At 70.5% G+C, this 26753-nt stretch carries 16 protein-coding genes; 10 read left to right on the top strand and 6 right to left on the bottom strand.

Annotated elements, in window-relative coordinates:
* Positions 1-2: 2 nt before the first annotated feature.
* From ACZ303_RS19380 to ACZ303_RS19390, 3 genes are read left to right on the top strand one after another with little or no spacing between them, the layout of a single operon-like run.
* Positions 3-2306, top strand: coding sequence for an amino acid adenylation domain-containing protein (locus tag ACZ303_RS19380; RefSeq protein ID WP_467340467.1), 2304 nt, complete (start codon positions 3-5; stop codon positions 2304-2306).
* A gap of 30 nt (positions 2307-2336) precedes the next feature.
* On the top strand, positions 2337-3608 hold the full coding sequence (locus tag ACZ303_RS19385; protein WP_467340469.1) for a cytochrome P450: 1272 nt from the start codon (positions 2337-2339) through the stop codon (positions 3606-3608).
* Positions 3605-4327 carry a thioesterase II family protein gene (locus ACZ303_RS19390; protein WP_467340471.1) on the top strand — a complete coding sequence of 241 codons (723 nt, stop codon included), beginning with the start codon at positions 3605-3607 and terminating at the stop codon, positions 4325-4327. The genes ACZ303_RS19385 and ACZ303_RS19390 overlap by 4 nt, the downstream gene beginning before the upstream one ends.
* A 208-nt stretch (positions 4328-4535) precedes the next feature.
* Here ACZ303_RS19390 and ACZ303_RS19395 read toward each other — a convergent pair whose 3' ends face one another.
* The 3 genes from ACZ303_RS19395 to ACZ303_RS19405 form a co-directional block, all read right to left on the bottom strand.
* Entirely contained in the window at positions 4536-9683 is a 5148-nt protein-coding gene (locus tag ACZ303_RS19395) for an amino acid adenylation domain-containing protein (RefSeq protein WP_467340473.1), read from the bottom strand.
* Between the two features lie 395 nt (positions 9684-10078).
* Entirely contained in the window at positions 10079-13480 is a 3402-nt protein-coding gene (locus ACZ303_RS19400) for a non-ribosomal peptide synthetase (RefSeq protein WP_467340475.1), read from the bottom strand.
* 98 nt (positions 13481-13578) lie between these two features.
* Complete coding sequence (locus tag ACZ303_RS19405) at positions 13579-14343, bottom strand: thioesterase II family protein (protein WP_467340477.1); 765 nt, start codon at positions 14341-14343, stop codon at positions 13579-13581.
* A 521-nt stretch (positions 14344-14864) separates the two neighbouring features.
* Here ACZ303_RS19405 and ACZ303_RS19410 point away from each other — a divergent pair.
* From ACZ303_RS19410 to ACZ303_RS19440, 7 genes are all read left to right on the top strand, one after another.
* Entirely contained in the window at positions 14865-15812 is a 948-nt protein-coding gene (locus tag ACZ303_RS19410; RefSeq protein ID WP_467340479.1) for a chlorinating enzyme, read from the top strand.
* A gap of 102 nt (positions 15813-15914) precedes the next feature.
* Complete coding sequence (locus ACZ303_RS19415) at positions 15915-16184, top strand: acyl carrier protein (protein ID WP_467340481.1); 270 nt, start codon at positions 15915-15917, stop codon at positions 16182-16184.
* A gap of 32 nt (positions 16185-16216) precedes the next feature.
* On the top strand, positions 16217-16969 hold the full coding sequence (locus ACZ303_RS19420) for a thioesterase II family protein (RefSeq protein ID WP_467340483.1): 753 nt from the start codon (positions 16217-16219) through the stop codon (positions 16967-16969).
* Positions 16944-18530, top strand: a complete 1587-nt coding sequence (locus ACZ303_RS19425; RefSeq protein ID WP_467340486.1) for an amino acid adenylation domain-containing protein — start codon at positions 16944-16946, stop codon at positions 18528-18530. The genes ACZ303_RS19420 and ACZ303_RS19425 overlap by 26 nt, the downstream gene beginning before the upstream one ends.
* Entirely contained in the window at positions 18527-19000 is a 474-nt protein-coding gene (locus tag ACZ303_RS19430; protein ID WP_467340488.1) for a YbaK/EbsC family protein, read from the top strand. Before ACZ303_RS19425 ends, ACZ303_RS19430 begins: the two co-directional genes overlap by 4 nt.
* The gene (locus ACZ303_RS19435) at positions 18997-20163 is read left to right on the top strand and encodes an acyl-CoA dehydrogenase family protein (protein WP_467340490.1); all 1167 of its coding nucleotides are present in this window, start codon (positions 18997-18999) and stop codon (positions 20161-20163) included. The genes ACZ303_RS19430 and ACZ303_RS19435 overlap by 4 nt, the downstream gene beginning before the upstream one ends.
* A gap of 63 nt (positions 20164-20226) precedes the next feature.
* Positions 20227-21690, top strand: coding sequence for a cation:proton antiporter domain-containing protein (locus ACZ303_RS19440; RefSeq protein ID WP_467340492.1), 1464 nt, complete (start codon positions 20227-20229; stop codon positions 21688-21690).
* 298 nt (positions 21691-21988) lie between these two features.
* Here ACZ303_RS19440 and ACZ303_RS19445 read toward each other — a convergent pair whose 3' ends face one another.
* From ACZ303_RS19445 to ACZ303_RS19455, 3 genes are all read right to left on the bottom strand, one after another.
* On the bottom strand, positions 21989-24838 hold the full coding sequence (locus ACZ303_RS19445; RefSeq protein ID WP_467340494.1) for an ATP-binding protein: 2850 nt from the start codon (positions 24836-24838) through the stop codon (positions 21989-21991).
* Positions 24831-25091 carry an MbtH family protein gene (locus ACZ303_RS19450; protein ID WP_467340496.1) on the bottom strand — a complete coding sequence of 87 codons (261 nt, stop codon included), beginning with the start codon at positions 25089-25091 and terminating at the stop codon, positions 24831-24833. Before ACZ303_RS19450 ends, ACZ303_RS19445 begins: the two co-directional genes overlap by 8 nt.
* Before the next feature lie 623 nt (positions 25092-25714).
* Positions 25715-26611 (bottom strand): alpha/beta fold hydrolase, encoded by an 897-nt coding sequence (locus tag ACZ303_RS19455; RefSeq protein ID WP_467340498.1) that lies wholly within the window; start codon positions 26609-26611, stop codon positions 25715-25717.
* Positions 26612-26753: the final 142 nt, after the last annotated feature.

Genomic DNA, 26753 nt, shown 5'->3' on the forward strand with positions numbered 1-26753 from the left:
CAATGACCGAATCGCAGGAGCGCGGGGCGAGTGGCCCGCTGGGCGAAGCGTTCGCCCAGGAGCCCGCGGCCGCCGTGGCCTGTGTGGTCGCGGTGCTGCACCGGTGCACGCTTCAGGAGACCGTACGCGTCGCCTACCAGGACGCCGACACCGAAGGCGTGCTGTCGTTCGACCTGTCCCAGGACCCGACGCCGGCCGCTCTGACCGCCGAGGCGGTCGCGGCCCTGGCGGCGCTGGACGAGGACGATGCGGAGGCGGACCCGTCGGCGGTGGCCGATGTCCGGTTCGTATGGGACACCGAGCCCGAGGGGACGGCTCCCGCGCTGACCGTCGAGGCGGGTCCCGCCCGGTGGCGGGCGACCGCCGGCCTCGGGCGGTACACCGAGGAGGACGCCGAGCGGTTCACCGGGCTGCTGCACACCGCGCACCGGGCCGCGTCCGCCGACGCCGGCGTGCCGCTGTCGGTTCTTCCGCTGGTCACCGCCGACGACCTGGCCCTGGCGGTCGCCCAGGCCGGTACGGGCCGCGCTCCGGTGCCCGCCCGGCCGCTGCACGTGATGATCCAGGAGCAGGCGGAACGTACTCCGGAAGCGGTCGCCGTCAGCTGCGCCGGAGCGGAGCTGACCTATCGCGGGCTCACCTCGCGCGCCGACCGGCTCGCCCTACGCCTGCGAAAGGAGGGCGCGGGTCCCGACCGGGTCGTCGGCGTCCTCGCCGAGCGGTCGCCCGAACTCGTCGTCGCGCTGCTGGCCATCCTCAAGTGCGGGGCCGCCTACGCCGCGTTCGAGCCGGACCTCCCGGCCCAGCGGCTGCGCCAACTGCTGGCCGACGCCGGTGCCGGCCAAGTGCTGGCACAGGACAAGTACGCCGCCTCGGTGCCGGCGGGCATCACCGTGCTGCCGCTGACCGCGGCCGCGGCAGCGCAGGAGGACCCGGTGGCGACGATCGGCGTCGAGGTGGCGCCCACCGCGGTGGCGTACGTCAGCTTCACCTCCGGATCGACCGGGGCCCCCAAGGGCGTCCGCGTTCCGCACGCCGCCGTCTCCCGGCTTGTCGTCGAGCCCGACTGGGCCGAGTTCGGCCCGCGCGACGTCTTCCTCCAGCTCGCTCCGGTGGCCTTCGACGCCTCGACCCTCGAGCTGTGGGCGCCGCTGGTCAACGGGGGGCGCCTGGTCGTCCACCCGCCGGGTCCGCTCTCCACCGAGCGGCTCGCCGCCACACTCGTGGACGAGAAGGTGACCGTCGCCTGGATGACCGCGGGTCTCTTCCACCAAATGGTCAACCAGCACCTGGACGCGTTCGCGGGTCTGCGGCATGTGGTGGCCGGCGGCGATGTGCTCTCCGCGACGCACGTGAGGCGTCTGCTGACCGCGCACCCGGGGCTGGTGTTCACCAACGGCTACGGGCCCACGGAGAACACCACCTTCACCACCTGCTGGACCTCCGCCGAGCCCCCGGCCGGGAACTCCGTCCCGCTGGGGCGGCCCATCAGCGGCACCCGGGCCCTGGTGCTGGACCCGGAGCTGCGGCCGGTGCCGGTCGGGGTGCCCGGCGAGCTGTACGCGGGTGGCGAGGGGCTGGCCCATGGGTACGCGGGCCGGCCGGCCGCCACCGCGGAGCGCTTCGTGCCCGACCCGTTCGCACCCGACCCCGGTGCGCGCCTGTACCGCACCGGTGACCTCGTGTCCCGCGGGCCCGACGGCACTCTGGAGTTCCTGGGCCGGGCCGACCGGCAGATCAAGGTGCAGGGCTACCGCGTGGAGCCGGGCGAGATCGAGGCCGTGCTCGACCGGCACGAGGACGTGCGCCAGTCCGTCGTCGTGGCCCAGAGCGACGGCGCCGTCGGCAAGCGGCTGCTCGCCTACATCACCGCCGAGCGGCCCGAGGACGACAGCCCGGCGCTGGGACAGCGGCTGCGGGAGTGGCTGCGCGGCGAGCTGCCCGGCTACATGGTCCCGTGGGCGATCCTCACGCTGCCCGAGCTGCCTTTGAACCGCAACGGCAAGGTGGACCGGGCCGCCCTGCCCACCGCCCGCCGGGCCGCCCGGACGCTCGTCACCGAGTACGTGGCCCCGCGTACGGCCACGGAGAGTGCCGTGACCGAGGAGTGGGCCGACCTGCTGGGCGTCGAACCGGTGGGCATGGACGACGACTTCTTCGAACTGGGCGGCCACTCGCTCATCGCGGCCGACCTGCTGGGGCGCCTCCAGGACCGCTTCGACGTGGAGCTGTCCGCACGCACGCTCTACCTGCGTCCCACCGTCGCCGAGCTGGCCGCAGAGCTCGACAGCCAGACGACCGCCTGAATTGCCGTTGAGACAGGGAGACCATCCGAAATGAAGCTCAGCCAGCCAGTGGACCCGGAGCAGATCGACCTCGATTCCGTCGATCTGACCGACTCCGTCCTGTACGGGCAGGGCGACCCGCACTCCGTCTGGACCGCCATGCGCCGGCGCGACCCCGTGCGCTGGCAGCAGGTCGACGACACGCTGGGGTTCTGGTCGGTGACCAAGTTCGACGATGCCGACCTCGTATTGCGCGACCACACGCTGTTCACCTCCCAGCGCGGCACCATGCTCTTCCTGCTGGGCAAGGACGACCCGGCGCGCGGTCGGCAGATGGCCGCCACCGACCCGCCCCGGCACACCCGGATGCGGGTCCCCATGCAGCGAGCCCTGACGAACAAGCAGGTGGAGAAGTACCGGGACGCGGTCACCAACGAGGTCCACCGGCTCCTGGAGCCCGCCCTGAGCGGGGAGCGGTTCGATTTCGCCGAGGCGATGATGACGCTGCCGATGGCCACCGCCGGCACCATGATGGGCCTGCCACGTGAGGACTGGACCCGGCTGACCCAGCTGACGACGATGTCGGTCGCCCCGGACGACCCCGAGTTCGCGGGCCCCAACGGTGCCGAAGAGACGCTCCAGTCGGCCCACCGGGAGCTGTTCGCCTACTTCCACGACATTCTGCGGGAGCGGCGCAACAACCTGGGCGACGACCTCATCAGCTTGCTGCTGGGCATGGAGATCGACGGCCGGAGCCTGGAGACCGGTGCGGTCCTCTCGAACTGCTACAGCCTGATCCTCGGCGCCAACGTCACCACTCCGTTCGTCCCGACCGGTGCGATGGCCGAGATCGCCGGCACCTCGGTGCTGCACGAATGGCGCACGGACCCCAAGTTGCTGAACACCGGGGTGGACGAGGCGCTGCGCTGGGCCTCGCCGACCAACCACTTCATGCGTTATGCCCTGCAGGACATCGAGCTGCGCGGCAAGAAGATCCGGGCGGGCGATGCCGTCGTGGTCTGGTTGGGCTCGGCCAACCGTGACGAGGAGGTCTTCGAGAACCCCTTCACCTTCGACATCCGTCGGAAGCCCAACCGTCACTTGGCCTTCGGCAGCGGTCCGCACTACTGCGTAGGCCATACCGTGGCCCGGATGAGCATGAAGATCCTGTTCACCGAGCTCTTCGAGAGCTTCGACGACTTCGAGCTCGCGGGCGAGGTGGAGCACCTGCACTCCAACTTCGTCGCCGGCATCAAACACATGCCGCTGGTCGCGAAGGTCCGCGCGGGAGCGGCCCGTACGCGCTCGGAGCTGGTCAAGTGAGCGCCTCGAAGTGGTTCCTGCGCGAGCCGTCACCGGAAAGCGCCTCGCGCCTTTTCTGCCTGCCCTACTCCGGGTGCGGGGCGAGCATGTACCGCAAGTGGCCGCGGTTCCTGGGTGACATGGAGATCGTCCCGGTCCAGCTCCCCGGCCGGGAGAACCGCTTCCGCGAGGAGCCGTACAAGACGTACGAGGCCCTGGCCGATGATCTCGTCGAGGTGCTGCACCCGTACCTGGACCGCCCGTTCGGGCTCTTCGGCCACTGCGGCTCCGCGCTGCCCGGCTACGAGACCGCGGTCCGACTGTCGGAGCGCGGGTACCCCACCCCGGACCGGCTGTTCGTCTCCTCGCAGGTCGCTCCGCACCGTGGTCCGCACGGCCGTTTCCTGGAGATGTCCGACGCCGAACTGGCCGACGAGGTCCACACACTGATCGTGCAGCTGGGCGGCAAACCGCGTCCTGACCTGGTCGATCTGAGTCTGGAGGTGCTGCGGGCGGATGTGGAGACCAACAAGCGCTACCACCCGGACGCACCCGTCCGCCTGCCCTGCCCGATCACCGCACTGGGATGGGACCAGGACGTGGAGGTCGACCACCGGCTGATGGACTCCTGGGCGGACTGCGGCGAGACCACCTTCCGGGTCCTGGAAGGACCGCACTACCGGTTCATGGATGCCCCGGACGACCTGATGGACGCCTTCCTCGCGGATCTGAGCGCCTGACCGGAGACGGTGACGCGCGGCGCCCGCCCCGACGGGGGGTGTCGCGCACAGGGGGTGTCGCGTCGCACTCGAGACGAGCACCCGCGTGCCGCTGAGTATGAGCGTGGGTGGTGACGAAGAAGCCCTGCCGGTGGATCCCGGCAGGGCTTCTGCTTTCCGGTGCGTCGGTCACGCGGTGCGGTTCAGGGAGCCGCGTAGTGCGTGCCCCTCACGGCCTGCCCTCACCGCCCGGCTCCTTGGCGAGCAGCGCGGTGACCTCCTCGTCCGAGAGCCCGGACAGCCACCCGAGCACGTCGTCCACCTCGCCGTCGCCCGCCTCGGTGAGCTGCCTGCTCTGCACCAGGGCCGCCATCCGCTCGATGGTCAGTGAGCCGCTGAGCAGCTCACCGGCGGACAGCGTGACTCCGAACGCGTAACGCGCACGCATCGCGACCCGGGTGGCCATGAGCGAGTGACCACCGAGCTCGAAGAAGTCGGCGGTGACGGACGGCTCCGGTACCCCCAGCACCTCGCTCCAGATCCCGGCCATCTTGCGCTCCACGGGGTTGCGCGGCGAGATCGTCTCCTCGGGCGCGGCCGCCCGCGGGGTCGGATCCGGCAGCGCCGCGCGGTCGAGCTTGCCGTGCGGACTCACCGGGAATTCCGACATGACGGTCACCGCGTCCGGGACCAGGCCCGCCGGCAGCGCCTGTTCGAGATGGTCGCGCAGCATGTCGAGGGAGGGGGACTCCGCCCCCGCGGGCACGACCCAGGCCAGCAGCCGCGGCCGGCCCGAGCTGTCGGGCCGTGCCTCCACGGCCGAGGCGCGCACGAGCGGATGCCGGTTCAGCACCACCTCGATCTCACCGGGCTCCACCCGCTGGCCGCGGATCTTGAGCTGACGGTCGAGCCGTCCCAGGTACTCGAATGTCCCGTCGGGGTGCATCCGCGCGCGGTCACCGGTCCGGTACAGGCGTGCGCCGGAGTGGTAGGGGTCGGGCACGAACCGCTCGGCGGTCAGGCCGGGGCGGCCGAGATAGCCGCGCGCCGGCGCGATCCCACCGATGTAGAGCTCGCCCGGGGCCAGTGGCGGGGCGATCCCGCCGGACGAGTCGAGCACGTAGAGCCGGGTGCCCGCGATCGCGCGGCCGATGGGGACGCGGATCAGGCGTGCCTCCGCGGAACCGACGTGCTGGGCCGTGACGTCGATCGCCGCCTCCGTCGGCCCGTACAGATTGTGCAGCTCCACACCGGGCAGCACCTCGGCGAAGCGCTCGGCCAGCGCCGGGGGCAGCTCCTCGCCGATGCATATGACCTGGCGCAGCGTCCGTGCGGCGTGCGCGGCGTCCGGCTCCTCCAGGAAGGTCTGGAGCATCGACGGTACGAAGTGGCAGGTGGTGACGGCGTGCTGGGCGATCAGCTGGGCGAGGTAATAGGGGTCACGGTGTCCTTCCGGCCGGGCGAGGACCACCGTGGCCCCGGCTATCAGCGGCGCCAGCAGCTCCAGGCCGGCTACGTCGAAGCTCACCGGGGTCTTGAGCAGCACCACCTCCCCGGCTGCCAGTCCGTAGGTGCGCTGGAACCACACGAGCTGGTTCGCCAGGGCGGCGTGGGCCGTCATCACGGCCTTGGGCTCGCCCGTCGAGCCCGAGGTGAACAGGACGTTGGCGAGGTGGCCGGGCAGCACTTCCGCGTGCGTGAACGGGCCGGGGCCACTCTCCTCGGGATCGACCAGCACGGTGCCTTCGGGAGGGGTCAGCCCTGGTGCGGATCCGATGAGTATCCGGGCGCGCGCGTCGCCGATCTGTCGCGTGAGGCGGGCCGGCGGGTGAGCGGTGTCGAGGGGCAGATAGGCGCCTCCGGCGAGGAGTACGGCGTACACCGCGATGACCAGCTCGGGCGAGCGCGGCAGGCATATGGCCACTGGCTGGTCCGGAGTCACGCCGAGTGCGCGCAGCCGGGCCGCCAGCCCCTGGGCCCGCGCGTCGAAGACGCCATAGGTGAGGGAACCGCCGTCCCATGCCACAGCCGTTGCCTCGGGGGCCGACCGTGCGACGCGCTCGACGAGTCGGTGGACAAGCGCGTCGCCGACCGCCGCCGGGCCTCCGTCCGCGACGGTTCGCGCGATGCGTTCCGCCTCGGCGGGGGCCAGCGTCGGCAGGTCGGCGACAGCGGTGGCCGGCTCGGTGAGCGCTGCGTCGAGCAGGGCGGGCAGCCCGGCCAGCAGGGCGGCGACGGTCTGCTCCTCGTACAGGTCGGCCGCGTAGACGGCGTGGCCTGTCAGCGAGCCGTCGGGTTGCGGACCAAGGTGCACGGACAGTTCGAACTGTGCGCCGGGTGCCGGCAGTTCGAAGGGCTCGGCGCGTACGTCCCTGGCCTCCCAGGGGTCGGTCGGAAGGTTCTGGAGCGCGAGAAGAGCGCGTACCAGCGGAGCGCGACCGTCGGCGGGCCGTTCGGTGGTCGCACGGACGATCTCCTCGAACGGTGGCCGCTCGTGGTCGTAGGCCGCGAGACACTGGGCCCGCACATCGTCGACGACGGCGCCGAAGCCGGCCGACCGGGTCCGTACGCGCAGCGGCAGGGTGTCGGCGAGCATGCCGATGGCGGTGTCGGTGCCGGGCTGGTCCCGACCCGCCGCCACGGTGCCGACCACCAGGTCGTCCTGGCCGCTCCACCGGCCGAGGAGCACGCCGAAGGCCGCCAGCAGAACCATGAAGGGGGTGGCTCCCCGGTCCGTGGCGACCGTCTGCAGCCTTCCGACCAGATCCGCGGGGATCCGTACGGGCAGGGAAGCGCCGTGCCAGGTCGGCGCGGCGGGAACAGGGCGATCGGTGGGGAGCTCCAGCGCTTGTGCCCCGTCGAGCCGTTCGCGCCATGAGGCGAGGGCCTCCTCGGTCCACGGTGCGCGGGGCGGAATCGCCGACGGTACGGGCTCCACCGTGCCGCCCTCGCGGTAGGCGTCGCCGAGCCGCCGCAGCAGCAGGCCCATCGACCAGCCGTCGAGCACGGCGTGGTGCGCGGCGACGCCGAGCACCCATTCCCGGGGGCCGCGCCGCAGCAGGAGCAGGCGTACGAGCGGGCCGGAGTCGAGATCGAACGGTTCGGCGGCCAGCGCGCGCAGCTCTTCTTCCACGCGGTTCTCGCCGGGCGCCGACAGGTCGCGGAACGGCAGCCGGAACACGTCGGCGGTGGGCAGGACGGACAGGCCCAGCGTGTCGTCCGGTCCTCGCAGGAACACCGAGCGCAGGAGCGGGACCTCGTCGAAGAGCCCGATGAGGCACCGCTCCAGCAGCGCCCGGTCGAGCGGGCCGCGCAGATGAAGCCCGCCGGCGACGTGATAGGCATCGCCCGCGCCCATCTGGTCGAGCAGCCACATCCGCTCCTGCTCAGGGCTGACGACGGGCGGCCCCGGGAGTGCGGCGCCGGTCGGCCGCGCGGGTTCGCGCGCCGGGAAGGCGGCGAGGTCCAGCGGTGTGAGGCCGTCCAGGAACCGGGTGAGCGGGACGTCCACGCCGCGCGCGTCGGAGAGCGCCGCCTTGAGCCGGACGGCGCGCAGCGAGTCGAGCCCCTGGCCGACCAGCGGTGCGTCCGCGACGAGTGCGGTGGGGTCGGTGTCCAGCGCGGCCGCGACGAGCTCGGCCAGCTCGGCCGGGATCGCCGTCGCCGGGTCGGCCCGCTCGGCCCTGGCCACCGGCTCGAGTGCTCCGGCGAGCCAGCGCGCGCGGCACTCCGCGCGCCGGACCTTGCCGCTGCTGGTGCGCGGGATCTTGCCGACCCGGACGAGGACGACGTCCGCGAGCGCGAGCCCGTGTTCGGCCGCCACGGCCTCGCGCACGGCCGCGATGACGAAGGGCCCGTCCTCTTCCCGGAACTTCCGGACCACCTCGTGCACGAGCACCACCCGCTCCGACGCCCCGTCGTCGACCGCGAACGCCGCGCTCCGGCCCGGGCTCAGGAGCGGGTGGGCCCGCTCGGCCGTCATCTCGAGGTCCGGCGGGTAGAGGTTACGGCCACGGACGATGATCAGGTCCTTGATCCGGCCGGTCACGTACAGTTCCGCTTCGTGTCGGAAGCCCAGGTCCCCGGTGCGCAGGAAGGCGCGTCCCGGGTGGCCCTGTGCCACGGCCTTGAAGGCGGTGGCGGTCTGCTCGGGCCGGTTCCAGTAGCCGTGGGCGACGGTCGGGCCGCTGACCCAGACCTCGCCGACGGCGCCCGGGGGCAGCGGCTCGCCGGTGGCGGGATCGACGATCAGCACGAGGTCCTCGTGGTGCGCCCAGCCGCAGGCGGTCAGCTCGGCGGCGGACTCGCCGGGTGCGGTCATGACCGCCCGGCCCGCGTCCAGGTCGGGCCGCCGCACGCGCAGGACAGCGGGCTCGGCCGCCGGGTCGACCCTGCCGGTGACGAACAGGGTGGTCTCGGCGAGGCCGTAGCAGGGGTAGAACGCCGAGCGGCGGAAGCCCGCCGTGCGGAAGGCCTCGGCGAACGCGTCCATCGTGGCACGGCGCACCGGCTCCGCGCCGACGAGCGCGTGCCGCAGAGCCGACAGGTCGAGCTCGTCGCGCTCCCCGGGCTTGGAGCGGCGCAGCACCTCGGCGTAGGCGAAGTCGGGGGCGGCGGTGATGGTCGCCCGCGTGCGGCTGAGCGCTCGCAGCCAGCGCATCGGCTGGTGGAGAAAGGTCAGCGGCGGGAGAAGCGTGCAGGGGAAGCCCGTGTGCACCGGCTGCAGGATGCCGCCGATGAGTCCCATGTCGTGGTAGGGCGGCAGCCAGCTGACGCCGCGGCTGTTCTCGTCCAGGCCCAGTGCCCGCCCGATCGTCGCCGAGTTGTGCACGAGGTTGGCGTGGCTGAGCATGACGCCCTTCGGCGTCCCGGTGGAGCCCGATGTGTACTGGAGGAACGCCAGGTCGTCCGGGGACAGTTCCGGCTCCTGCCAGTCCTCCGGTGCCGTGGTCGCGTCGTCGGTGGTCGCCCACTCCAGAGAGGAGCCCAGGTCGAGCCGGTTGCCGCGGTCGTCGATCGCGGCGAGCGTGGCGGTGTCGACCAGGGCCAGCACGGCACCGGAGTCGGCGGCGATGGCCCGCACCCGCTCGAGGCCGTGCGCGCCGAGCGGCGGATAGACCGGGACGGCGACCGTCCCGGAGTACAGGCAGCCGAAGAACGCCGTCACGTAGTCGGGGCCGGGCTGGTGGAGGAGCAGGACCCGGTCGCCCCGGTCGGCGCGCTTCTGGATCAGCGCGGCGACCGCCCTGGCGCCCCGGTCGAGATCGGCGTAGTCCAGCGCGCGGATCTCTGTCTCCGAGACCTCGAACTCCAGTGCCAGGCGATGAGGAGTGGTCTCGGCCCGCCGGCGGAGGGTCTCGATGAAGGTGGGGTCCATGTGAACTCCTCGAACGAAGGTCGGTCAGCGGTGGCGGAGCAAGAGGGGCGTTGAAGCGGTCGGCGCGAAGCGCACGGCCTCGACGGTGGCCTTCCCCGGCGGGCGGATGACGGTCGCGTCGACCGTGTCGCGCGGGGCGGGGTCCGGAGGGCCGGCGTCGGCCTCAGGCGGCAGGTAGTGAGGGATCCCGGCTCCGCCGTCCGGGGCGCACATCCCCGACACCGGCCTCCGGTGCCTCGCACCGCGACGAGCATGACGGTCGTACCGCCGGTGGCAGCCGGGTCCCGAGCGTCGCGCACCGGGCACCGCGCGCACAGCACGCCCGGTGCCCGGCGTCGACGGCCGCGACCCGAACGCCGTCTACGTCGAGCGGAGCACGGCGGCGTAGGACGGGCTCATTCGGCAAGCCTCCTGGACACCTGCTCCGCATCCATGGCGCTCACCTGGAGGATCAGCTCCGCCATGCGGTCGGCGTCCACCCCCGCTTCGGCCGCGGCCGAGCGGAGCCGGCCGGCCAGCGCGGACACCGTGCCCGAGGCCAGGAAGCCACGGATCGAGAAATCCACCCGGAAGAGGTCACGAATCCGGGAGACCGCCTGCGTCACGAGCAACGAGTGACCGCCGAGGTCGAAGAAGTCGTCGGCCACCCCCACACGGTCCAACTCCAGCACCTCGGCCCAGATCCCGGCGAGCACCCACTCCAGTGACGTGGTGGGCTCGACGTAGGCACCGGACAGCTCGGGCCGGTTCGCGGCGGGGTCGGGCAGCGCGGCCCGATCGAGCTTGCCGCTCGGCTGCAGAGGGAATTCCTCCATGAGAACGAACGCCGAGGGCACCATGTGGTCGGGCAGCCGGTCGAGCAGGTACCGCCGCAGCTCACCGACGCTCGGCGGCAATTGGCCCTGGGTGGTGAGGTAGGCCACCAGGCGCTGGTCGGTGCCCGCGCCGCGCGAGAGGACGATGCTGCGCTTGACGTCCTGATGGGAGGTCAGCGCGGCCTCGATCTCACCCGGCTCGATCCGCAAGCCGCGCAGCTTGACCTGCTGGTCGAGCCGGCCCAGGAACTCCAGCTCGCCCGAGGAACGCCAGCGCGCGGCGTCGCCGGTGCGGTAGAGCCGCCCGGAAGGGTCGCCGCCGAACGGGTCGGGCGTGAACCGCTGCGCCGACAGGCCCGGCCGCCGCCAGTAACCACGCCGCACGCCCGCGCCGCCGATGAAGAGCTCACCGCGCACGCCGACGGGGACCGGTTCACCGTGCGCGTCGAGGACGTACAGGCGCTGGTTGGGCAGCGGGCGGCCCCACGGGATGCTGCCGGGGATCGGTTCGGGCCGCCGCACGAGGTGGTAGGTCGAGCAGTACGAGACCTCGGTCATGCCGGCGAGGTTGTAGAGCCGCAGATCCGGCAGCAGCTCGCCGAGTCGCTCGGCGAGCCCCGGCGGCACCCGGTCGCCACCGAGGACGGCCATGCGCAGCGCGGCGCCGTCGAGGCCGGGGCCGCCGTGAGCGTGGTTGACCAGCAGTTCGAGCAGTGCGGGCGCCGAACTCCAGGTGGTGACCCGGGTGTCGACGAGAAGCCGGCGCAGCTGTACCGGATCGGTGACCTCGAGATCACCGGGCGGGACGACCACGCACGCGCCCGCGAGCAGGCTGCCGAGGATCTCATAGACGGACATGTCGTAGTTGAGACTGGATACCGCCAGCATCCGGTCCGCCGGCCCGAGGCCGAGGGTCCGGTTCAGCCCGCTGAGCGTGTTCACCACGCCGCCGTGCTCGTTGGCCGAGCCCTTCGGCAGGCCGGTGGAGCCCGAGGTGTAGATGACGTAGGCCATGGTGCGCGGGTGCGCCAGCTCGGGCAGTGGCTCCGTCGGCCGCTCGACGTCGATGTCGTCCACGAGCACGAGCGTGGGGGCGAGGTCGGCACCGTCCCCGTCTCCCACGTTCAGCCGACCGGTGGCGGCCACACCGCGGTCGGTGACGACGAGCGAGACGCCCGAGTCGCGGACCATCAGCTCGATCCGGCCCTGCGGATACCCGGGGTCGAGCGGCATGTACGCGGCGCCCGCTTTGAGTATGCCGAGCAGCGCCACCACCATGTCGGCCGAGCGGGGAAGGCAGACACCGACGAGTTGCTCCGGTCCCGCACCCAGTGAGCGCAGCCGGTGCGCGAGCCGGTCGGCGCGCTCGTTCAGCTCACGGTAGGTGAGCACGGTGCCGCCGCACTCGACGGCCGGTGCGTCCGGCCGGGCCTTCGCCTGCTCCTCGATGAGGGAGTGCAGGCGGCCGGCGGCGTCGGAGGCGCTCGCGTCACCGTCCCCGGACAGTTCGCCGACGAGATGTTCCCGCTCGTCCGCCGACAGCAGTGGCAGCCGGTCGACGAGCTGGCCCGGGTCGGCCAGCGCGGCCTCGAGCACCCGGACGAACGCGTCGGCGATCCTCCCCGCGGTGGCCGCTTCGAAGAGGTCGGTGCTGAACTCGACCCGGCTGCGCAGCCGGCCGTCGGGCTCCGGGACCAGATCGAGGACGAGGTCGAACTTGCTGGCGTCCTGGTTCGTCGCCAGGTCCAGCTCCTCGACGTCCAGCCCGGCCAATGCGGGCTCCTGCCCCGGCACATCGCGCAGTGCGAGCATCACCTGCACCAGCGGCACCGGGCCGAGCGAGCGGTCCGGCCGCAGCGCCTGGACGAGCTTGCCGAAGGGGACGTCCTGATGGGCGTAGGCCTCGGTGCAGGTCTGCTTGACCTCGGCGAGCAGCGCCGCGAACGGCGCTGTGGCCGGCACGTCCACCCGCAGCGGCAGGGTGTTGACGAAGAAGCCGGCCAGCGGCTCCAGTTCGGGGTGGGACCGCCCGGCCAGCGGTGAACCGATCACGACGTCCCGCTCGCCGCTCCACCGTGCGAGCACGACCGCGAACGCCGCCACCAGGACCATGTACGGGGTCGTCCTGTGCTCCTCGGCGAAGGCGGCTACCCCTTTCCACAGCTCCGACGGGAAGACGAACGGCTCCGACGCGCCGCGCCAGGTGCGCGCCGCCGTGGGCGCGATGTCCGCGGGCAGCTCCAGCACGGGGGCTCCGTCGAGCCGCTCCCGCCAGTAGTCGAGCTGGGCGTCCAGCGGGCCGGTGGCGAGCCAGTCCCGCTGCCAGACGGCATAGTCGGCGTACTGCGTCTCGAGTTCCGGCAGCGGCGAGGGCGCCCCGCGCCGGAAGGCGTCGTAGAGCGCGCCGAGCTCATGCAGCAGTACGCCGAGCGACCAACCGTCGGCGGCGATGTGGTGGAGCCCGAGCAGGAGCACATGGTGCTCGTCGGACAGACGCAACAGGCGAGCGCGCACCATGAGGTCGGACGTCAGGTCGAAGGGCGTGGTGGTCTCGGCCCGGAGCGCGGAGGCGATCTCGTCCTCGTTCTCCGCGTCCAGCACGGGGAGCGGAACCGGCCGGGGCGGGCCGACTCGCTGCTCGGGCCGACCGCCCTCGTCGGGGAAGGTGGTGCGGAGCACCTCGTGCCGGCGCACGATCTCGTCCAGGGCTCCACTGAGGGCCCGTCGGTCCAGTGCGCCGCGAAGGCGCAGCGCTCCGGACATCACATAGGCGGTGGATTCCGGGTCCGCCTGCGCGAGGAACCAGAGCCGCTCCTGTGCGTAAGAGAGCGGGAAGCGCGGCTCGGCGCCCTCGCGCGGCAGCCGCCGCGGTTTGAGCGCTGCGGCCTTCCGCCGGGCGAGCTCCAGGGTGAGCAGCGCCCTGCGCTCCTCCGAGAGCCCCTCCAGCGGGAGTGGGTTCGTCCGTCCGGCTGACTCCCTCATCGTGCTGCTGTCCGCGACACCTTCGTGCGCTTCGGATGTATCCGCCTTGACCATGTCTGTTCCTCCTGTTCGGCCTCGCCCACGTGCGCCTGAATCGCTCACCCGGATGGCATGAGCCGGCCGCCGACCGCGGCGTTCGCGTCTTCGGCCAGTGCGGCCAGGACCGGCTCGACGGATTCCTGAACGAAGAAATGACCACCCGGGAAGCTACGGGGCGGCTGTTCGCGCGTCGTGTGCGCGGCCCAGCAGCGTTCCGCCGCGGGCCCGTCGACCGTCGGGTCCTGCTCGCCGAGGTAGACGTGCAGCGGACAGTCGAGCGGCGGTTGCGTACGCTGCGTCCTGTGTGCGACGAGATGGAGATCGGCGCGCAGCGCCGGCAGCATCTCGGTGAGGAACTCCCGGCTGGCGAGCAATTCCTCCGACGTGCCGCCGAGGCCGCGGAGCCAGGTCACCAGTTCCTCGTCCGAGGCGTCGGACGAGGTCTCCGATACCCTCCGTCGCTCGGGCGGCTCACTCGCGGCGGCGACCAGGGCCACCGGACTCCAGCCGCGTCGGGCACGCAGTTCGTAGGCCAGGTCGAGCGCGAGAACCGCCCCCATGCTGTGCCCGAAGAGCATCACCGGTCGCTCCAGCAGCGGTGTCGCGGCGTCAGCGAGTTCCGCGACGGCGTCCTCGAAGCTCGTGGCCGGTGGCTCGGCCAGCCGACCGCCATGACCGGGCAGTTCGAGCGCGGCCACGCCGAGGCCCTCGGGCAGCAGCGCGGGCCAGTTCTTGAACAGTCGCGCACTGCCGCCTCCGGGCGGCAGACAGAGCAGCCACATCCGGACCTCGTCCGCCTTCGACCACACCCGTAGCGCGTTCATGCAACACCACACTGTTCCCGTCGAGTCAAACGATCTCTGCGAAGTTGGCTCGAGGCTCGCAGCCCGCACGGGTGCCGACCAGTCGGGGAGTTCCCTTACTCGTCGGGGGGCGCCAACTCCTCGGACACGGCGCCGTTTCGTGCCAGACTGCGGGACGCGCCGGCATTGATCGTGAAGGGGTGACGGTGAAGGTGACCATGTGGTACGACTCGAATGACCGGCCCTGTCGCCGGAGGTGAACGTGCCGGCGGCGCGGCACCCCGGGACGTCAGGTCGTACTCGCCGAGGCAGCCCGTTCCCATGGCACCGATATCCCTCCGGCAGCGGCTCCTCGCATTTCCGGAGCCGACGATTTACATCGCCCCTTTCGCCTGGTCCGTCCGGTGTGATGAAATCAATCCGGCGCGACCCTCGGGGGCGGCGCGGCGCGGGTGATGCGGAAATCCGAGGTCGAGTCGATCCGCCTTGTCTCTCCGCATTTTCCGGCTCTGTTTCAGCGTGTGTTCAGCGAAAGGTGCGAAATGGAACAGCAGGATCTGGACTTCTCGCTCACAGACGAGGAGATAGAGCAGTTTCATCGAAATGGGTTCATAGGTCCATTCGATCTGTACGAGCCCGAGGAGATGGAGAAGAATCTCCACGCTCTGCGTCCAAAGCTGCTGAATACGAAGAAGGCCGTCTACAGCCAGGACAAGGCCGTCTCCGGCATCACGAATCTGGCCAACTATGACCGGCACCTTGATGTCGACTTCCTGGCGGAGCACATCGCCAGGCCCGAGATAGTCCATCGGGTCTCCAGTCTGCTGGGTCCGGACGTCCTGTGCTGGCGGAGCGAGTTCTTCCCCAAGTACCCCGGTGACGAAGGTACGGACTGGCACCAGGCCGACAACTTCTCGAACGTGGCCGGCTCCAAGCACCCGCAGATCGTCTGGCCGGAGGACGCTGAATTCGGTGGCACCATCACCGTGTGGTCCGCCTTCACCGAAGCGTCGCTCGAAAACGGCTGCCTGCAGTTCATCCCGGGTTCGCACAAGACGATGAACTACGATGAGTCGAAGACGATGACGTACGACGCCGACTCCATCAACAAGAAGGAGAAGGACGGTGTGCGGCGAGGGTTCTTCGGCTATGACTATCGCCAGCTGCAGAAGGACCCCGACTGGAGCCCGGACGAGTCGAAGGCCGAATCCCAGGTGATGCGGCAGGGCCAGTTCATCATCTTCTGGTCGACGCTGATGCACGCGTCTCACCCGCACAGCGGCCTTACCGACCAGATGCGGCTCGGATTCGCCGGCCGCTATCTGCCCACGTCGGTGAAGGTCTACCCGCACTCCGATGCTCTCGAGGAATTCGGTGGTGCCGCGAGCCTCGACAAATTCGGCAACGTGCTCGTCTCCGGCAAGGATGAATTCCAGCACAACCGATTCGTCGAGACCACGGTCAACGGGTACCGCTTCCCGGTCCGCTAGGCCGTGTCCGGCCGGCGGATGCGCGCCCAAGGCGTGTCCGCCGCCGGACCCCCGGCACGTCCAGGGCCACAGCGCCCAAGCCCGAGAGGAGACGACGCAGCGATGAGCGCTTCCGACAAGCACGACGAGATCGAGAACTGGGTGGTGGGGATCTGCAAGGACCTCGGCCTGCCGGTCACGGACGCCGACAGCGACTTCTTCGAGGTCGGCGGCACCTCGCTGACCGCGATGAGGTTGATCGGCAAGGCGGAGGAGACCTACGGCGAGGACGCCCTTCCGCCCGACGACCTGTACGCCGAAAGCAGCCTGCGTGACATCGCGGCGTCGATCCGGCGCAACGGTTCACTCACGGGCGCGGTCGGCGGGAGCTGAGCCCCATGGTGCGGCCTGGCAGCGACAGATGGGTGCTGAAACTCAAGGGGGCGTCCAGGACGCCGGGCATCCGGTTGATCTGCTTCCCCTACGCGGGTGGAAGCCCCGATCTCTTCAGGGCCTGGGCGGACGATCTGAGCGCTCACGTGGAACTGCTCGCTGTCAGGCTGCCCGGCAAAGGACCGAGACTGGCCGAGGGCCTCTACACCGAGTGGGAGCCGCTGGTCGCGGACACCTGTGCGGCGCTGGCCCCCTACCTGAGCGAGCCCCACGCTTTCTACGGGCACAGCTTCGGGGCCCGACTGGCCTACGAAGTGGCCCATTCGGCCGCACCGGTCCACGGTGAGCTCACCCGCCGGCTCTTCGTCTCCGGATCCCGCAGCCCCAACCGCCCCCAACGCGACCCGTACATGCACGAGATGTCGCCGAGCGGCTTCCTGGACGCCGTGCGTGACATGGGCGGCACACCGGCCGAAGTCCTGGCCGACGAAGTCCTGATGCGGCTCTTCCTGCCGACGATGCGCGCCGAGATCCGGCTGGCGGAGTTGTGGGACGACCGGCACGGCAAGGGCGTGGACGTCGACGTCACGGCCCTGTACGGCCGGGACGACCCGATCGACGGGCGCGAGTCCATGCGGGACTGGAAGCACTTCACCGAGCGGGACTGCGAGCTGCTCGACGTGCCGGGTGGGCACTTCTTCCCGGACACCCACCGCCGGCCCTTGCTGGATGTCATCAACGCCCGATTGGGGGACGCGAGTGGAGAGTCTGGCCTGCACGGCTGAGGCGCTGTCGATCCACCAGGAGATCAACCGGACCGCCGTTCCCTTTCCCGACGACGCCGGTGTCAAGGAGCTCTTCGAGGACTGCGCCGCCCGGAACGTCGACACGGTGGCCATCGTCCACCGCGACCGGACGTTGACGTACGGCGAACTCAACGAACTCGCCAACGGCCTGGCGGACGTGCTGCGGACGGGGGGCGTGCGACCGGGAGACGCCGTCGGGGTGTGCGTCGAGCGGTCCCCGGAACTGATCGTCGGCCTGCTCGCGGTGCTCAAGTGCGGCGCCGCCTATCTGCCCTTCGACGCCTCATGGCCCGATGAACGGCTCCGGATCCTGTTCGGTGAGGCCCGCTGCCGTAGGGTGCTCACCGATCAGGACGTGGCGCTGGCCGGGCGATTTCCCGAGTGTGAGGTCGTCCCGGCCACGTACGCCGAGCCGCCGCGCGGCCGGACGAACCCGGATGTGCCCGTCGGACCTCAGGACATCGCGTACATCAACTTCACCTCGGGCTCCACCGGCAGACCCAAGGGCGTCCTGATCCAGCACCGCGCGATCGCGCGGCTGGTGTTCGGTGCCGTGTACGCGCGCCTGGACGCGCGCACCACTCTGTTGCAGTTGGCGCCCGTTTCCTTCGACGCGGCGACGTTCGAGATCTGGGGTGCGCTGCTCCACGGGGGAACCTGTGTGCTGTACCCCGGAAAGCACGTGCGCCTGTCCGAGCTGAAGCGGGTTCTGGACGATCACCGTGTCACCGTGTTGTTCCTGACCACGGCCCTGTTCAACACGGTCGTCGACGAGGCGCCCGAGACCCTCGGCGGCCTCGAGACCATTCTCACGGGCGGCGAGGCCCACTCCCTCAGGCACATCGAGAAGGCACTCCGGCACTACGGCCGGGACCGGTTGGTCAGCGTGTACGGCCCCACCGAGTGCACGACCTTCGCCACCTTCCACCCTGTCAGGGAACTGCGTCCGGAGGACCCGGCGCTCCCCATCGGCCGACCGATACAGAACACCCGCCTGTACGTGGTGGACGGCGACAAGCTGTGCGCACCGGGTGAGACCGGCGAGGTGCTGCTGGCGGGTGCCGGCCTTTCACCGGGATACCTGGGCATGCCGGACATCACCCGGGAGCGGTTCGTCGACCGCGAGGTGGCCGGGCTGTCCGAGCGCCTCTATCGCACCGGTGACCGCGCCTATCTGCGCGCCGACGGCGATCTGGTCTTCCAGGGGCGTCAGGACGACCAGGTGAAGGTCAGCGGGTTCCGTATCGAACTCGGGGAAGTGGCCCATCACCTCGGATCCCATCCCACGGTGAAGCAGAGCTATGTGACGGTCACCGAGCGCGCGACGGGTGAAAGGGCGCTCGTCGCCTTCGTCGTGCCGCACGGCGACGACATCACGCCCGAAGGGCTGCGGGCGCACCTCAGGACACGGCTGCCGGCATACATGGTTCCCTCCGGCATCCACCTCTGTTCATCGCTGCCGCTGACGGCGGTCGGTAAGGTCGACCGCCGAGTACTGCTCTCATCTCACCCACAGGCAACGGGAGTTACGTCGGTATGACCATCAGCAAGCGGGCGCAGCAGTTCCAGGACTCCCTCCACGAGCGCGGTCTGGATCTGACCGTTGTCGAACTGCCCGACTCGACCCGCACCGCGGACGACGCGGCCGCTGCCCTGGGCTGCCGGAAGTCACAGATCGTGAAGTCCCTCGTGTTTCGCGTGGAGGCGACGGGCGAGCCGGTGATGGTGCTCGCCAGCGGCCCGAACCGGGTGAACGAGAAGGCCATCGCGGCACACGTCGGCGGAAAGATCGGCAAGGCGGACGCGGAGTTCGTCAAGCAGGCCACCGGGTACACCATCGGCGGCGTGCCACCGCTGTGCCACCGCGAGAAGCTGACCGTGCTGGTCGACGAGGATCTGCTGACCTTCGAGGAGACCTGGGCCGCCGCCGGCACACCCCACGCGGTCTTCAAGATCACAGGGAAGATCACGGAGATCCTGGACGACCACACGGTGGTCTCCGTCAAGTGAGCCCGGACGGAGAGTCGGTCATACGGGACCCGTACGCTTTCGCCGGACACGGCGAGTTCAGGGAGCGCGTACGGCACCTTCTCGCGCAGTGGGTGCTGCCCCACGCGGAGGAGTGGGAGCGGAGCACGCGCATCCCGGCGGAGGGGTGGCGGGCGCTGGGCGAGCACGGCCTGCTGGCGTTCGGCCACAGCGGGGAGGACTTCCTGCGCAGTGCGGTCTTCCTGGAGGAGCTGGGCCGAACCGGGTACGCCGGTGTCCGGGCGGCCGTCGGGGTGCACGCCTATATGGCCGCGTCCTATCTGGAGCTGTTCGGCACCGCTGAGCAGAAGACGAGATACCTGCCGCGGATCCGCGGCGGGCACCTCGTCGTCGCGTTGGCGATCAGCGAGGACGAGGCGGGCTCGGACCTGAGTGGACTGGCTACGGAGGCCTTGTCGGCCGACGAGTCGGGCCGGTACGTCAACGGCTGCAAACGGCCTGTGGCGAACGGCTCCCAGGCCGACTTGTTCGTCACGCTGGTCAGGACCCGTGAGGCCACTTCGGCAAGAGGCCTGACGGGGGCCAGCCTGGTCCTCGTCGACGGCCACAGCCCCGGTGTGACCCGCCGGCCCGAGCCGATGCTCGGCATGCGCAGCGCGGATGTGTGCCGCATCGATTTCGATCACGTCAGGGTCGGCCACGACCAGTTGATCGGCCGCCAGGACCGCGCGCTGATGCACCTGATGAAGGCCTTGGACTTCGAGCGGCTGGTCGCGGGAATCCTTGCCGTGGGCGGCGTCCACTCCTGTCTCGCGCTGCTCGGTGCGTTCGTCCGCGAGCACCGGGTGGGAGGTGCGCCGCTCGCCGCGAAGCAGGCGGTCAAGCACCGACTGGCGGATCTGGTCGCGGAGTTCGAGCTGGTGCGCCACTTCGCCTACCTGGCGGCGTGGCGTCACAGCCAAGGCGACCTGGACAGTCAGACCGCCTCGATCCTCAAACTGAAGGCGACGGAACTGGCGGTCGAGACGGCCCAGGTCTGTGTCCAGTACCACGGCGCGCGGGGCTATGCCGAGGGCTCGGCGGCGGCCCGCCACTATCGCGACGCCATGGCGGGAACGATCGCCGCGGGCGCCAGCGAGCTGATGCGCGACATGATCTTCGAGGGCATGTCGTACGAACTCTGAGATGCCATCCGGACCCACGGCTTGGCGATCTGCACAGGAAAGTCGAAAGTGAGTAGGGGAGCAATGGCGCGGTCGCTTCGTTCGGATGGCGAGAAGAAGCAGCGTCCCTGGGGGGCGTTGCTGGTGGGGGGCGCCTTGCCGCTCGCGGTGATCGGCGTGATCGCCGCTGTGATCTCGGGGGACGGGTCCGGAGGCGCCTCGGGTGGGACGAGCGGTCATGGTCTGGACACCCCTGGACACTTCCTGCTCGCCACGGCGGTGATTCTGTCCGTGGCCCGCCTGGGGGGCCTCCTGGCCGAGTGGCTGCGCCAGCCCCGGGTCATAGGTGAGATATGCGCGGGTCTGGCCCTGGGCCCCTCGCTGTTCGGCCGGTTCGCCCCGGACGCGGCCGGATGGCTGTTCCCGCAGTCGGCACAGCAGCTGCTGAACGGCCTGGCCCAACTCGGGCTCGTGCTCTTCATGTTCGGCGTGGGCCGGGAACTGTCGGGGATGCGGCTTCGCGGAGCGGCGACGCAGGCCCTGCTGATCAGCCAGGCGTCGATGATGGTGCCCTTCGCCCTGGGCACGGCGGCGGCGGTGCTGCTCCTCGACTACGCCAAGGAAGGTGTGCATCCCCTCGCGTTCGTGCTCTTCGTGGGCTGTGCGCTGAGCATCACGGCCTTTCCCGTGCTGGCTCGCATCCTCACCGACCTGGGGATCATTCGCACCCCGGCGGGACGGCTCAGTCTCTTCGCGTCGGCGCTGGGCGACGGCGGAAGCTGGCTGCTCCTCGCGGCGATCCTGGCCGGCGCCCACGGTTCGAGCCCGGTCGGCCTGCTGCTCAACGGGCTCGCCGCGATCGCGATAACCCTGCTCTACCTCGGCCCGCTGCGCAGGCTCCTCGTCAAGTGGCCGACGATGGAGAAGGACCAGGACGGCAGCACCACGATGGTGCTCCTGGTCGTACTGATCGCCGGAACGGCCGCGCTGACGGCGAGCATCGGACTGCACCAACTGATCGGCGCGCTTCTCGTCGGCGTGGCCTGGCCCAAGGGCAACCGCACGGCCGTGGTGGCCGCCGAACGTCTGGTGAGTACGGCCGCGTCCGTGCTGCTGCCGTTCTTCTTCTTCGGTTTCGGGCTCACCCTCGATCTCGGCGCGCTGCGGTGGGGTGCCTCGTCGCTGCTCACCTTGGCGGGACTCCTCGCTCTGGCGATCCTCGGCAAGGTGCTCGGGCCAGGTCTGGTGGCGCGCATGACGGGGATGCCCTGGCGGCCCGCCTTCACGCTCGGGGTGCTGCTCAACGCCCGTGGTCTGACCGAACTCGTGGTCATCCAGATCGGTTACCAGGCGGGGATCATCGACCAGCGGCTCCTGGCGATCCTCACGCTCGTGGCGCTGATCACCACCGCCATGACGAGTCCGTTGCTCAGCCTGTTCGGCCTGAAGCCGGATCCGGCCCCCTCGGACGCGAAGGACGTCGCCGAGGCGTCGGAGCGCTCCGCGGAGCTGGAGCCGGCGGGTACCGGCTCCGCCGAGCGGGGCTGACCGCCGGGTCGCGAGGCCCCCGACGCGGACGGCCTCCGTGCGGTAGCGGGTCACGTGCCGCTGCCGCCTGACCTCCCGCGGTGGTACGGACGAGGGCAGCCGGGCCGGGTACGACGAGCCGGCGGATCCACCGGCGACGACACCGTGAGCCGTACGGCCATCCGCCCGGATCCTCCCGCCGTCAGGACGGGAGGATCCGGGCGACCGCCGTGACATCGCGGCGCGCGCGAGCGCGGCCGGTCGTCGACGACGTACACGTGGACGTCGGCTCGTACTCCGACACCGCGCGAGCGAGCCGCTACGCGGTCCGATCCGAGACCCCGCTCAGCGCCGGACGGCCGGAGAACTGCGTGTCCGTGCCCCTGGTCGCCCGGCCGATCGAGGTAGCCACCTGAGCCCGCGAGACGACCTTGAGTTTCTTGAAGATCCGGCCGAGATGGGTCTCCACCGTTTTGTGGCTGAGCTGGAGCGCGCGGGCGATCTGCTGGTTGGTGTAGCCGTCGCTGACCAACACCGAGATCTCCCGCTCCCGGCCACTCAGCTGGGCCAGTCGGGCGTCGACCGACTGACGGGTCCCGTTCGTGCCCAGGCTGACGGTGCGTTCCAGATAGCCGTGTGCCCCGCAGCCGTCCAGCACGAGCCGTGCTTCGTTGAGCTGGCTGTGTGCCACGGCAGGGTCGACGACGGTCCAGGCCGCCGCGGCGGCCAGGTGCGCGCGGGCCACGTCGAGCAGCCGTCCCGCCCTGGTCAGCGTGACGACCGCGCTGGAGGCGAAGGCGGCCGCCATGAGCGGATCGGCGCTCCGGTGGCAGTGCGCGCGGGCCAGCAGCGCCAGTCCGGTCGCACCCGGTAGTTGCAGTCGTCCGGCGGCCTCTTCGGCCGCCGTCGCCCACCGCCCCGCCTCGGCGTCCGACCCGCTCCGCTGCGACTCCAGCCGGGCGAGGACCTCACCGACGGCCGGGACCAGCGCGGTGATCGGGAACGTGGCGGCGCGCCGCACGGTCCCCGATGACAGGAGCCCCTTGCACAGTTCCTGGTCACCGGTGTCGAACGTCATCTCCAGCAGCGACAGGCGCACTCGGTCCGCCCATGGCTCCCGCCACGCCTCCGCGTGCTCCGCGGCCCTGCGCGCCGTGTCCCGAGCGGTCGCCTGGTCGCCGCTGACCCACAGCGCCCGGGCCAGCCCGGCACCGGCCTCGGCCATGAGGCAGTCACCCCCGATCCGGTCCGCGGCGCGTATCGCCTGGCGTCCCGACTCGATCGCGAGGTCGATGCGCCCGAGACGCAGGCAGACCTCGGCGAGCCCGGTGGCGAACTGCGGGATCAGATACTCGAGCTCATAAGCCGCCGCAATGCCGAGGCCCCGCTCGAAGTGGCGTACGGCCTCGGCATCCCGCTCCAGCCGCGCCTCGGCCCTGGCCAGCCAATACAGAGCGTCCAGCCGTCCGATGAGCGTGACGTCCTCCAGGCCGTCGAGCAGGTCGGCCAACTCACGGAGCCGGACGGCGGCCTGCCGGGTGCGGCCCGAGTCCGCCTCCTGGGCACCGAGCAGTGCCCAGGAGTACGCCCGGGCCAACGGGTCGCGCTGTTCGGCGGCCCACCGCACCGCGGGTGGTTCACCGTCGGGTAGGCCGCCCCGTTCCAGCACGACCGCGAGTCGTGCCAGCTCCACCAGCGCCAGAGCCTCGGGTTCGGCGGCCACCTCTTCCCGCGCCGTCTCCAGCAGTGACTCGGCGAGGGCGTGCCTGCCCAGCAAACGCTGGGCCCATGCCCGCCAATCGGCCGCCTCCGCACGGACGATGAGCGGGACATCGGCGCCGGGCCGCGAGGTCCGATCGAGGATGTCGAGAGCCTCCCTCGGCCGTCCCGCGACGACCAGGGCCTTACCCGTGCGGACACGCTGCTCGTAGAGCCTGGTCTCGTCGCCGAGGGAATGGCCGGACTCCCTCGGCAGCAGTCTCGACCGGACCTGTTCGGCCACGGACGTCCGGGACGGCATCGGTTCGAGCGCCGGATAGGCGGACGGGACGGGCAGTCGCATGAGCTGGGTGGCCGCGGAGTGAGCGGCCAGCCGCCATTCGTCACCGGTGGTGTGGTAAACCGTCTCCCGCAGTATGGGATGGCGGAAGCGATAGGCGTCCACGTCCGCCCTTCCGCAAAGCCGGATGATGTCCTCGCGCAGAAGCTCTGTTATGGCTCCCACCAGACGTTCGGTGGGTAGCGCGGCCACGGACCGCATCTCCTGGAGAGTGAACCTGTCGCCCAGGATGGCGGCGGACTGCGCGGCGAGCCAGCCGTCGTCGGACACGGCGCGGAACTCGTCCAGGAAGCGGGCGAACGGCGCGAGTCCCGAACCGTCCGGCGCGGTCCCCTCGTAGGCACCGGGGGAGTCCGACAGGGCCAGTACCAGTCCTGGATTGCCGCCCGCACGGTCGAGGAGGGTCTTGCGTAGCGGTCGGGCCATTCTCTTCGGCAACAGCGCGGCGAGCTCCTGCTCGGGCAAAGGGCCGAGTGCGATCCTGTGCGATCCGGGGATGGACGCCAGGAGTCCGCGTAGGCGGAGCGGCGACTGCCGGTTCCGATGGGCGACCAGGATTAACAGTCGGGCATTGGGCGGCCTGCGTACGAGGCTCTCCAGCAGGTCCAGTGAGGCCGGGTCCGCCCAGTGGATGTCGTCCAGCGCCAGCACCAGGCCGTTCGACCCGGCCAGCTCGCGCAGTGCCTGGCGCAGCGCCGATCCCATCGCGCCCGCCGGTACAGCCGGCGGGGAAGGCGCGGGACCGGGGTGGGCCTTCCGCTCGAGGGCGGGGAACACCAGGCCGAGGACGCGTTGGTGGGCGACCGGTACGGCCTCGAGCACGGCTTCGGCCCGTTCGGACAGAATCTCCTCGAAGGCGTCGGAGAAGAGCTGGTAGGGCGAAGCACTCGCAGTGGGGCCCGCCGCGGCGTGGGCGACGGCCCAGCCTTGCCGTCTCGCTGTCTCGACGACCTGCCGCAACAACCGGGTCTTGCCGATCCAGGGCTCGCCGTGGATCTCCACGGTCGCAGGGACGGAACGCTTCGGATCGAGTAGGCGTACCACGTCCTCCGCTGTCAGCACGGCCCGCTCGGCCGATGCGTATCGCGGAAGTGAGTCACTATCAGCCATGAACGGCGGTCTCACCCTGAGCCGACGTCTCCGTCGTACCCGGAGTGTGTCCGTCGGCCGCCATCGCGCGGCGCAGGCTCAAGGGCCGCATGTCGGTCCAGTGCGTTTCTATGTATTCCAGACACTGCTCCCTGGACGCCGGCTCCCGCACGGCTCGCCAGCCGGCCGGAAGTGCCCTTCCCTCGGGCCAGATGGAATACTGCTCTTCCTCATTGACGACAACGAGATGGCGCTCGGATCCGTCGGTGGACATACTTCTCCCTACATAGAGCTTGTGTGCAACTGCAGGTAAGGGGTTGTCGATCGCCTGTGCGGCGACTCAATCTAACCGAGGTCCTTCCAACTTGAAAGAAGATTTTTGCCGGTCAGAGCCCTGATCGCTTCGTGTGCTCGCCGGTCCCCGCGACGTGGTCGAACGCCGGGACGAGCAGCGCCCGCGACGACATGATGGCGTGCCAGGCGCCATGCGGAACCTGGTGAGTTGGCGCGTCATGGCTGGTGTTTCAGCCACTGCTGACGTCTTCCCTCGGCCCCCGCAGGGGGAGTTGACGCGGTCGCACCCGAGGAGTCGGTGGACGCGGTGCTGGAGGAGACCCGTAAGCGGAAGGGCCGGCTGCGGGTGCCGCCGCCCCTGGTCGGCGTGAACTGCGTATGGGCGCCAGGCCTGTTCGAGCGCCCTGGGTGGAGCGTCCAGATCCGGGTCGAGCTCGTGGCGGGGCCCCCACCGGGGTCGGAGTGCGCGATTCCGTTTAGAAATCGCAGAGTTCGGGAAGCGGCTCGCGAAGCGCCCGGGCGTCGGAGACGGCGAAGGGCCCTGTCGGAGCGCACCAGTGCGTCCCGACAGGGCGCTTGCTCACGCGGTCGTACCCGCCCGGGTCAGTCGAAGAAGGCGAGGAGTTCCTCGGCGACCGCTTCCGGCTGTTCCTCCACCAGGTAGTTGCGGGTGTTCTTGATCTCCGCCATGCGGACGTCCGTGCCCTGGGTGGGGAGGACCTGCTTCATGTAGTCGAAGAAGGTGCCGTACGCCAGGCCCAGCATCGGGGCGGTCACCTTGTCGTAGGACAAGAAGTCCTCGATGTCCTGCTGGTACGCCTGGAACCAGCCCTGGGCGGCGCGGATCGCGGCGGGGGAGGAGTACGCCCGCGTGTAGACGTCCCGGACCTCAGAGGTGATCGAGTCGGGGTTCACCAGGCTGAGGTTGAACATGTAGTCGATGAGATAGCGGTAGCGGCCGTCGGCGAGGAGCTGCTCGGGGAGGTCGCGCACCTGGTGGAAGGCGAGCCACCAGCGGTGGGGGCCCTGGTGGTCGGGGCGGGGCACCATCGAGAAGTCGTAGTAACTCTCGTCGATGTGCGTGGTGTTGAGGATGGCCACCTTCTTCGTGGCCTCCGGGTGGGTATTGGCGAAGCTGAAGGCGACCATGGCGCCGATGCCGTGCCCGGCGATATTGATCTTCTCGTATCCGAGATGGCGGGCCAGCTCGCGGATGTCCAGCGCCATGTTCTTCTTCTCGAAGCCGGACGTCGGCTTCTCCGAGCCGCCCATGCCCCGGATGTCGACGGCGATCACGCGATAGCGCGCCGCCAGCGCCGGCATGACCTTGCGGTACTCCCACCACGTCTCGGGCCAGCCCGGCAGCAGCACCAGCGGCTCTCCCTGTCCGCCGATCACATAGTGCAGCCGGACGCCGTTGACGTCGGCATAGCGGCTGCTGAAATCGCCGTCCAAGGACGCCGCGAGCTCCGCGTCGAGATCATTCGCATTCGGCGACACTTCGCACCCCTTTTGTCGCGACCTTTCCGAAGCCGAGTGGGTTTGAACATCCAACCCGGTCGGCTGCGCACGACGGTAGCAAGATCCAGTGGGTGCGTCGTTGTGATGGTCGCCACGTCACCGCTTTCCTTACGCAGCGTGG

This window comes from Streptomyces sp. NPDC023527, from assembly GCF_055560115.1.

Bases quoted from the DNA above. Each gene is read 5' to 3' on its own strand.
- ACZ303_RS19380 (WP_467340467.1), top strand. From the start codon at position 3: ATGACCGAATCGCAGGAGCGCGGGGCGAGTGGCCCGCTGGGCGAAGCG.
- ACZ303_RS19385 (WP_467340469.1), top strand. From the start codon at position 2,337: ATGAAGCTCAGCCAGCCAGTGGACCCGGAGCAGATCGACCTCGATTCC.
- ACZ303_RS19395 (WP_467340473.1), bottom strand. From the start codon at position 9,683: ATGGACCCCACCTTCATCGAGACCCTCCGCCGGCGGGCCGAGACCACT.
- ACZ303_RS19400 (WP_467340475.1), bottom strand. From the start codon at position 13,480: ATGAGGGAGTCAGCCGGACGGACGAACCCACTCCCGCTGGAGGGGCTC.
- ACZ303_RS19405 (WP_467340477.1), bottom strand. From the start codon at position 14,343: ATGAACGCGCTACGGGTGTGGTCGAAGGCGGACGAGGTCCGGATGTGG.
- ACZ303_RS19410 (WP_467340479.1), top strand. From the start codon at position 14,865: ATGGAACAGCAGGATCTGGACTTCTCGCTCACAGACGAGGAGATAGAG.
- ACZ303_RS19415 (WP_467340481.1), top strand. From the start codon at position 15,915: ATGAGCGCTTCCGACAAGCACGACGAGATCGAGAACTGGGTGGTGGGG.
- ACZ303_RS19430 (WP_467340488.1), top strand. From the start codon at position 18,527: ATGACCATCAGCAAGCGGGCGCAGCAGTTCCAGGACTCCCTCCACGAG.
- ACZ303_RS19440 (WP_467340492.1), top strand. From the start codon at position 20,227: ATGGCGCGGTCGCTTCGTTCGGATGGCGAGAAGAAGCAGCGTCCCTGG.
- ACZ303_RS19445 (WP_467340494.1), bottom strand. From the start codon at position 24,838: ATGGCTGATAGTGACTCACTTCCGCGATACGCATCGGCCGAGCGGGCC.
- ACZ303_RS19450 (WP_467340496.1), bottom strand. From the start codon at position 25,091: ATGTCCACCGACGGATCCGAGCGCCATCTCGTTGTCGTCAATGAGGAA.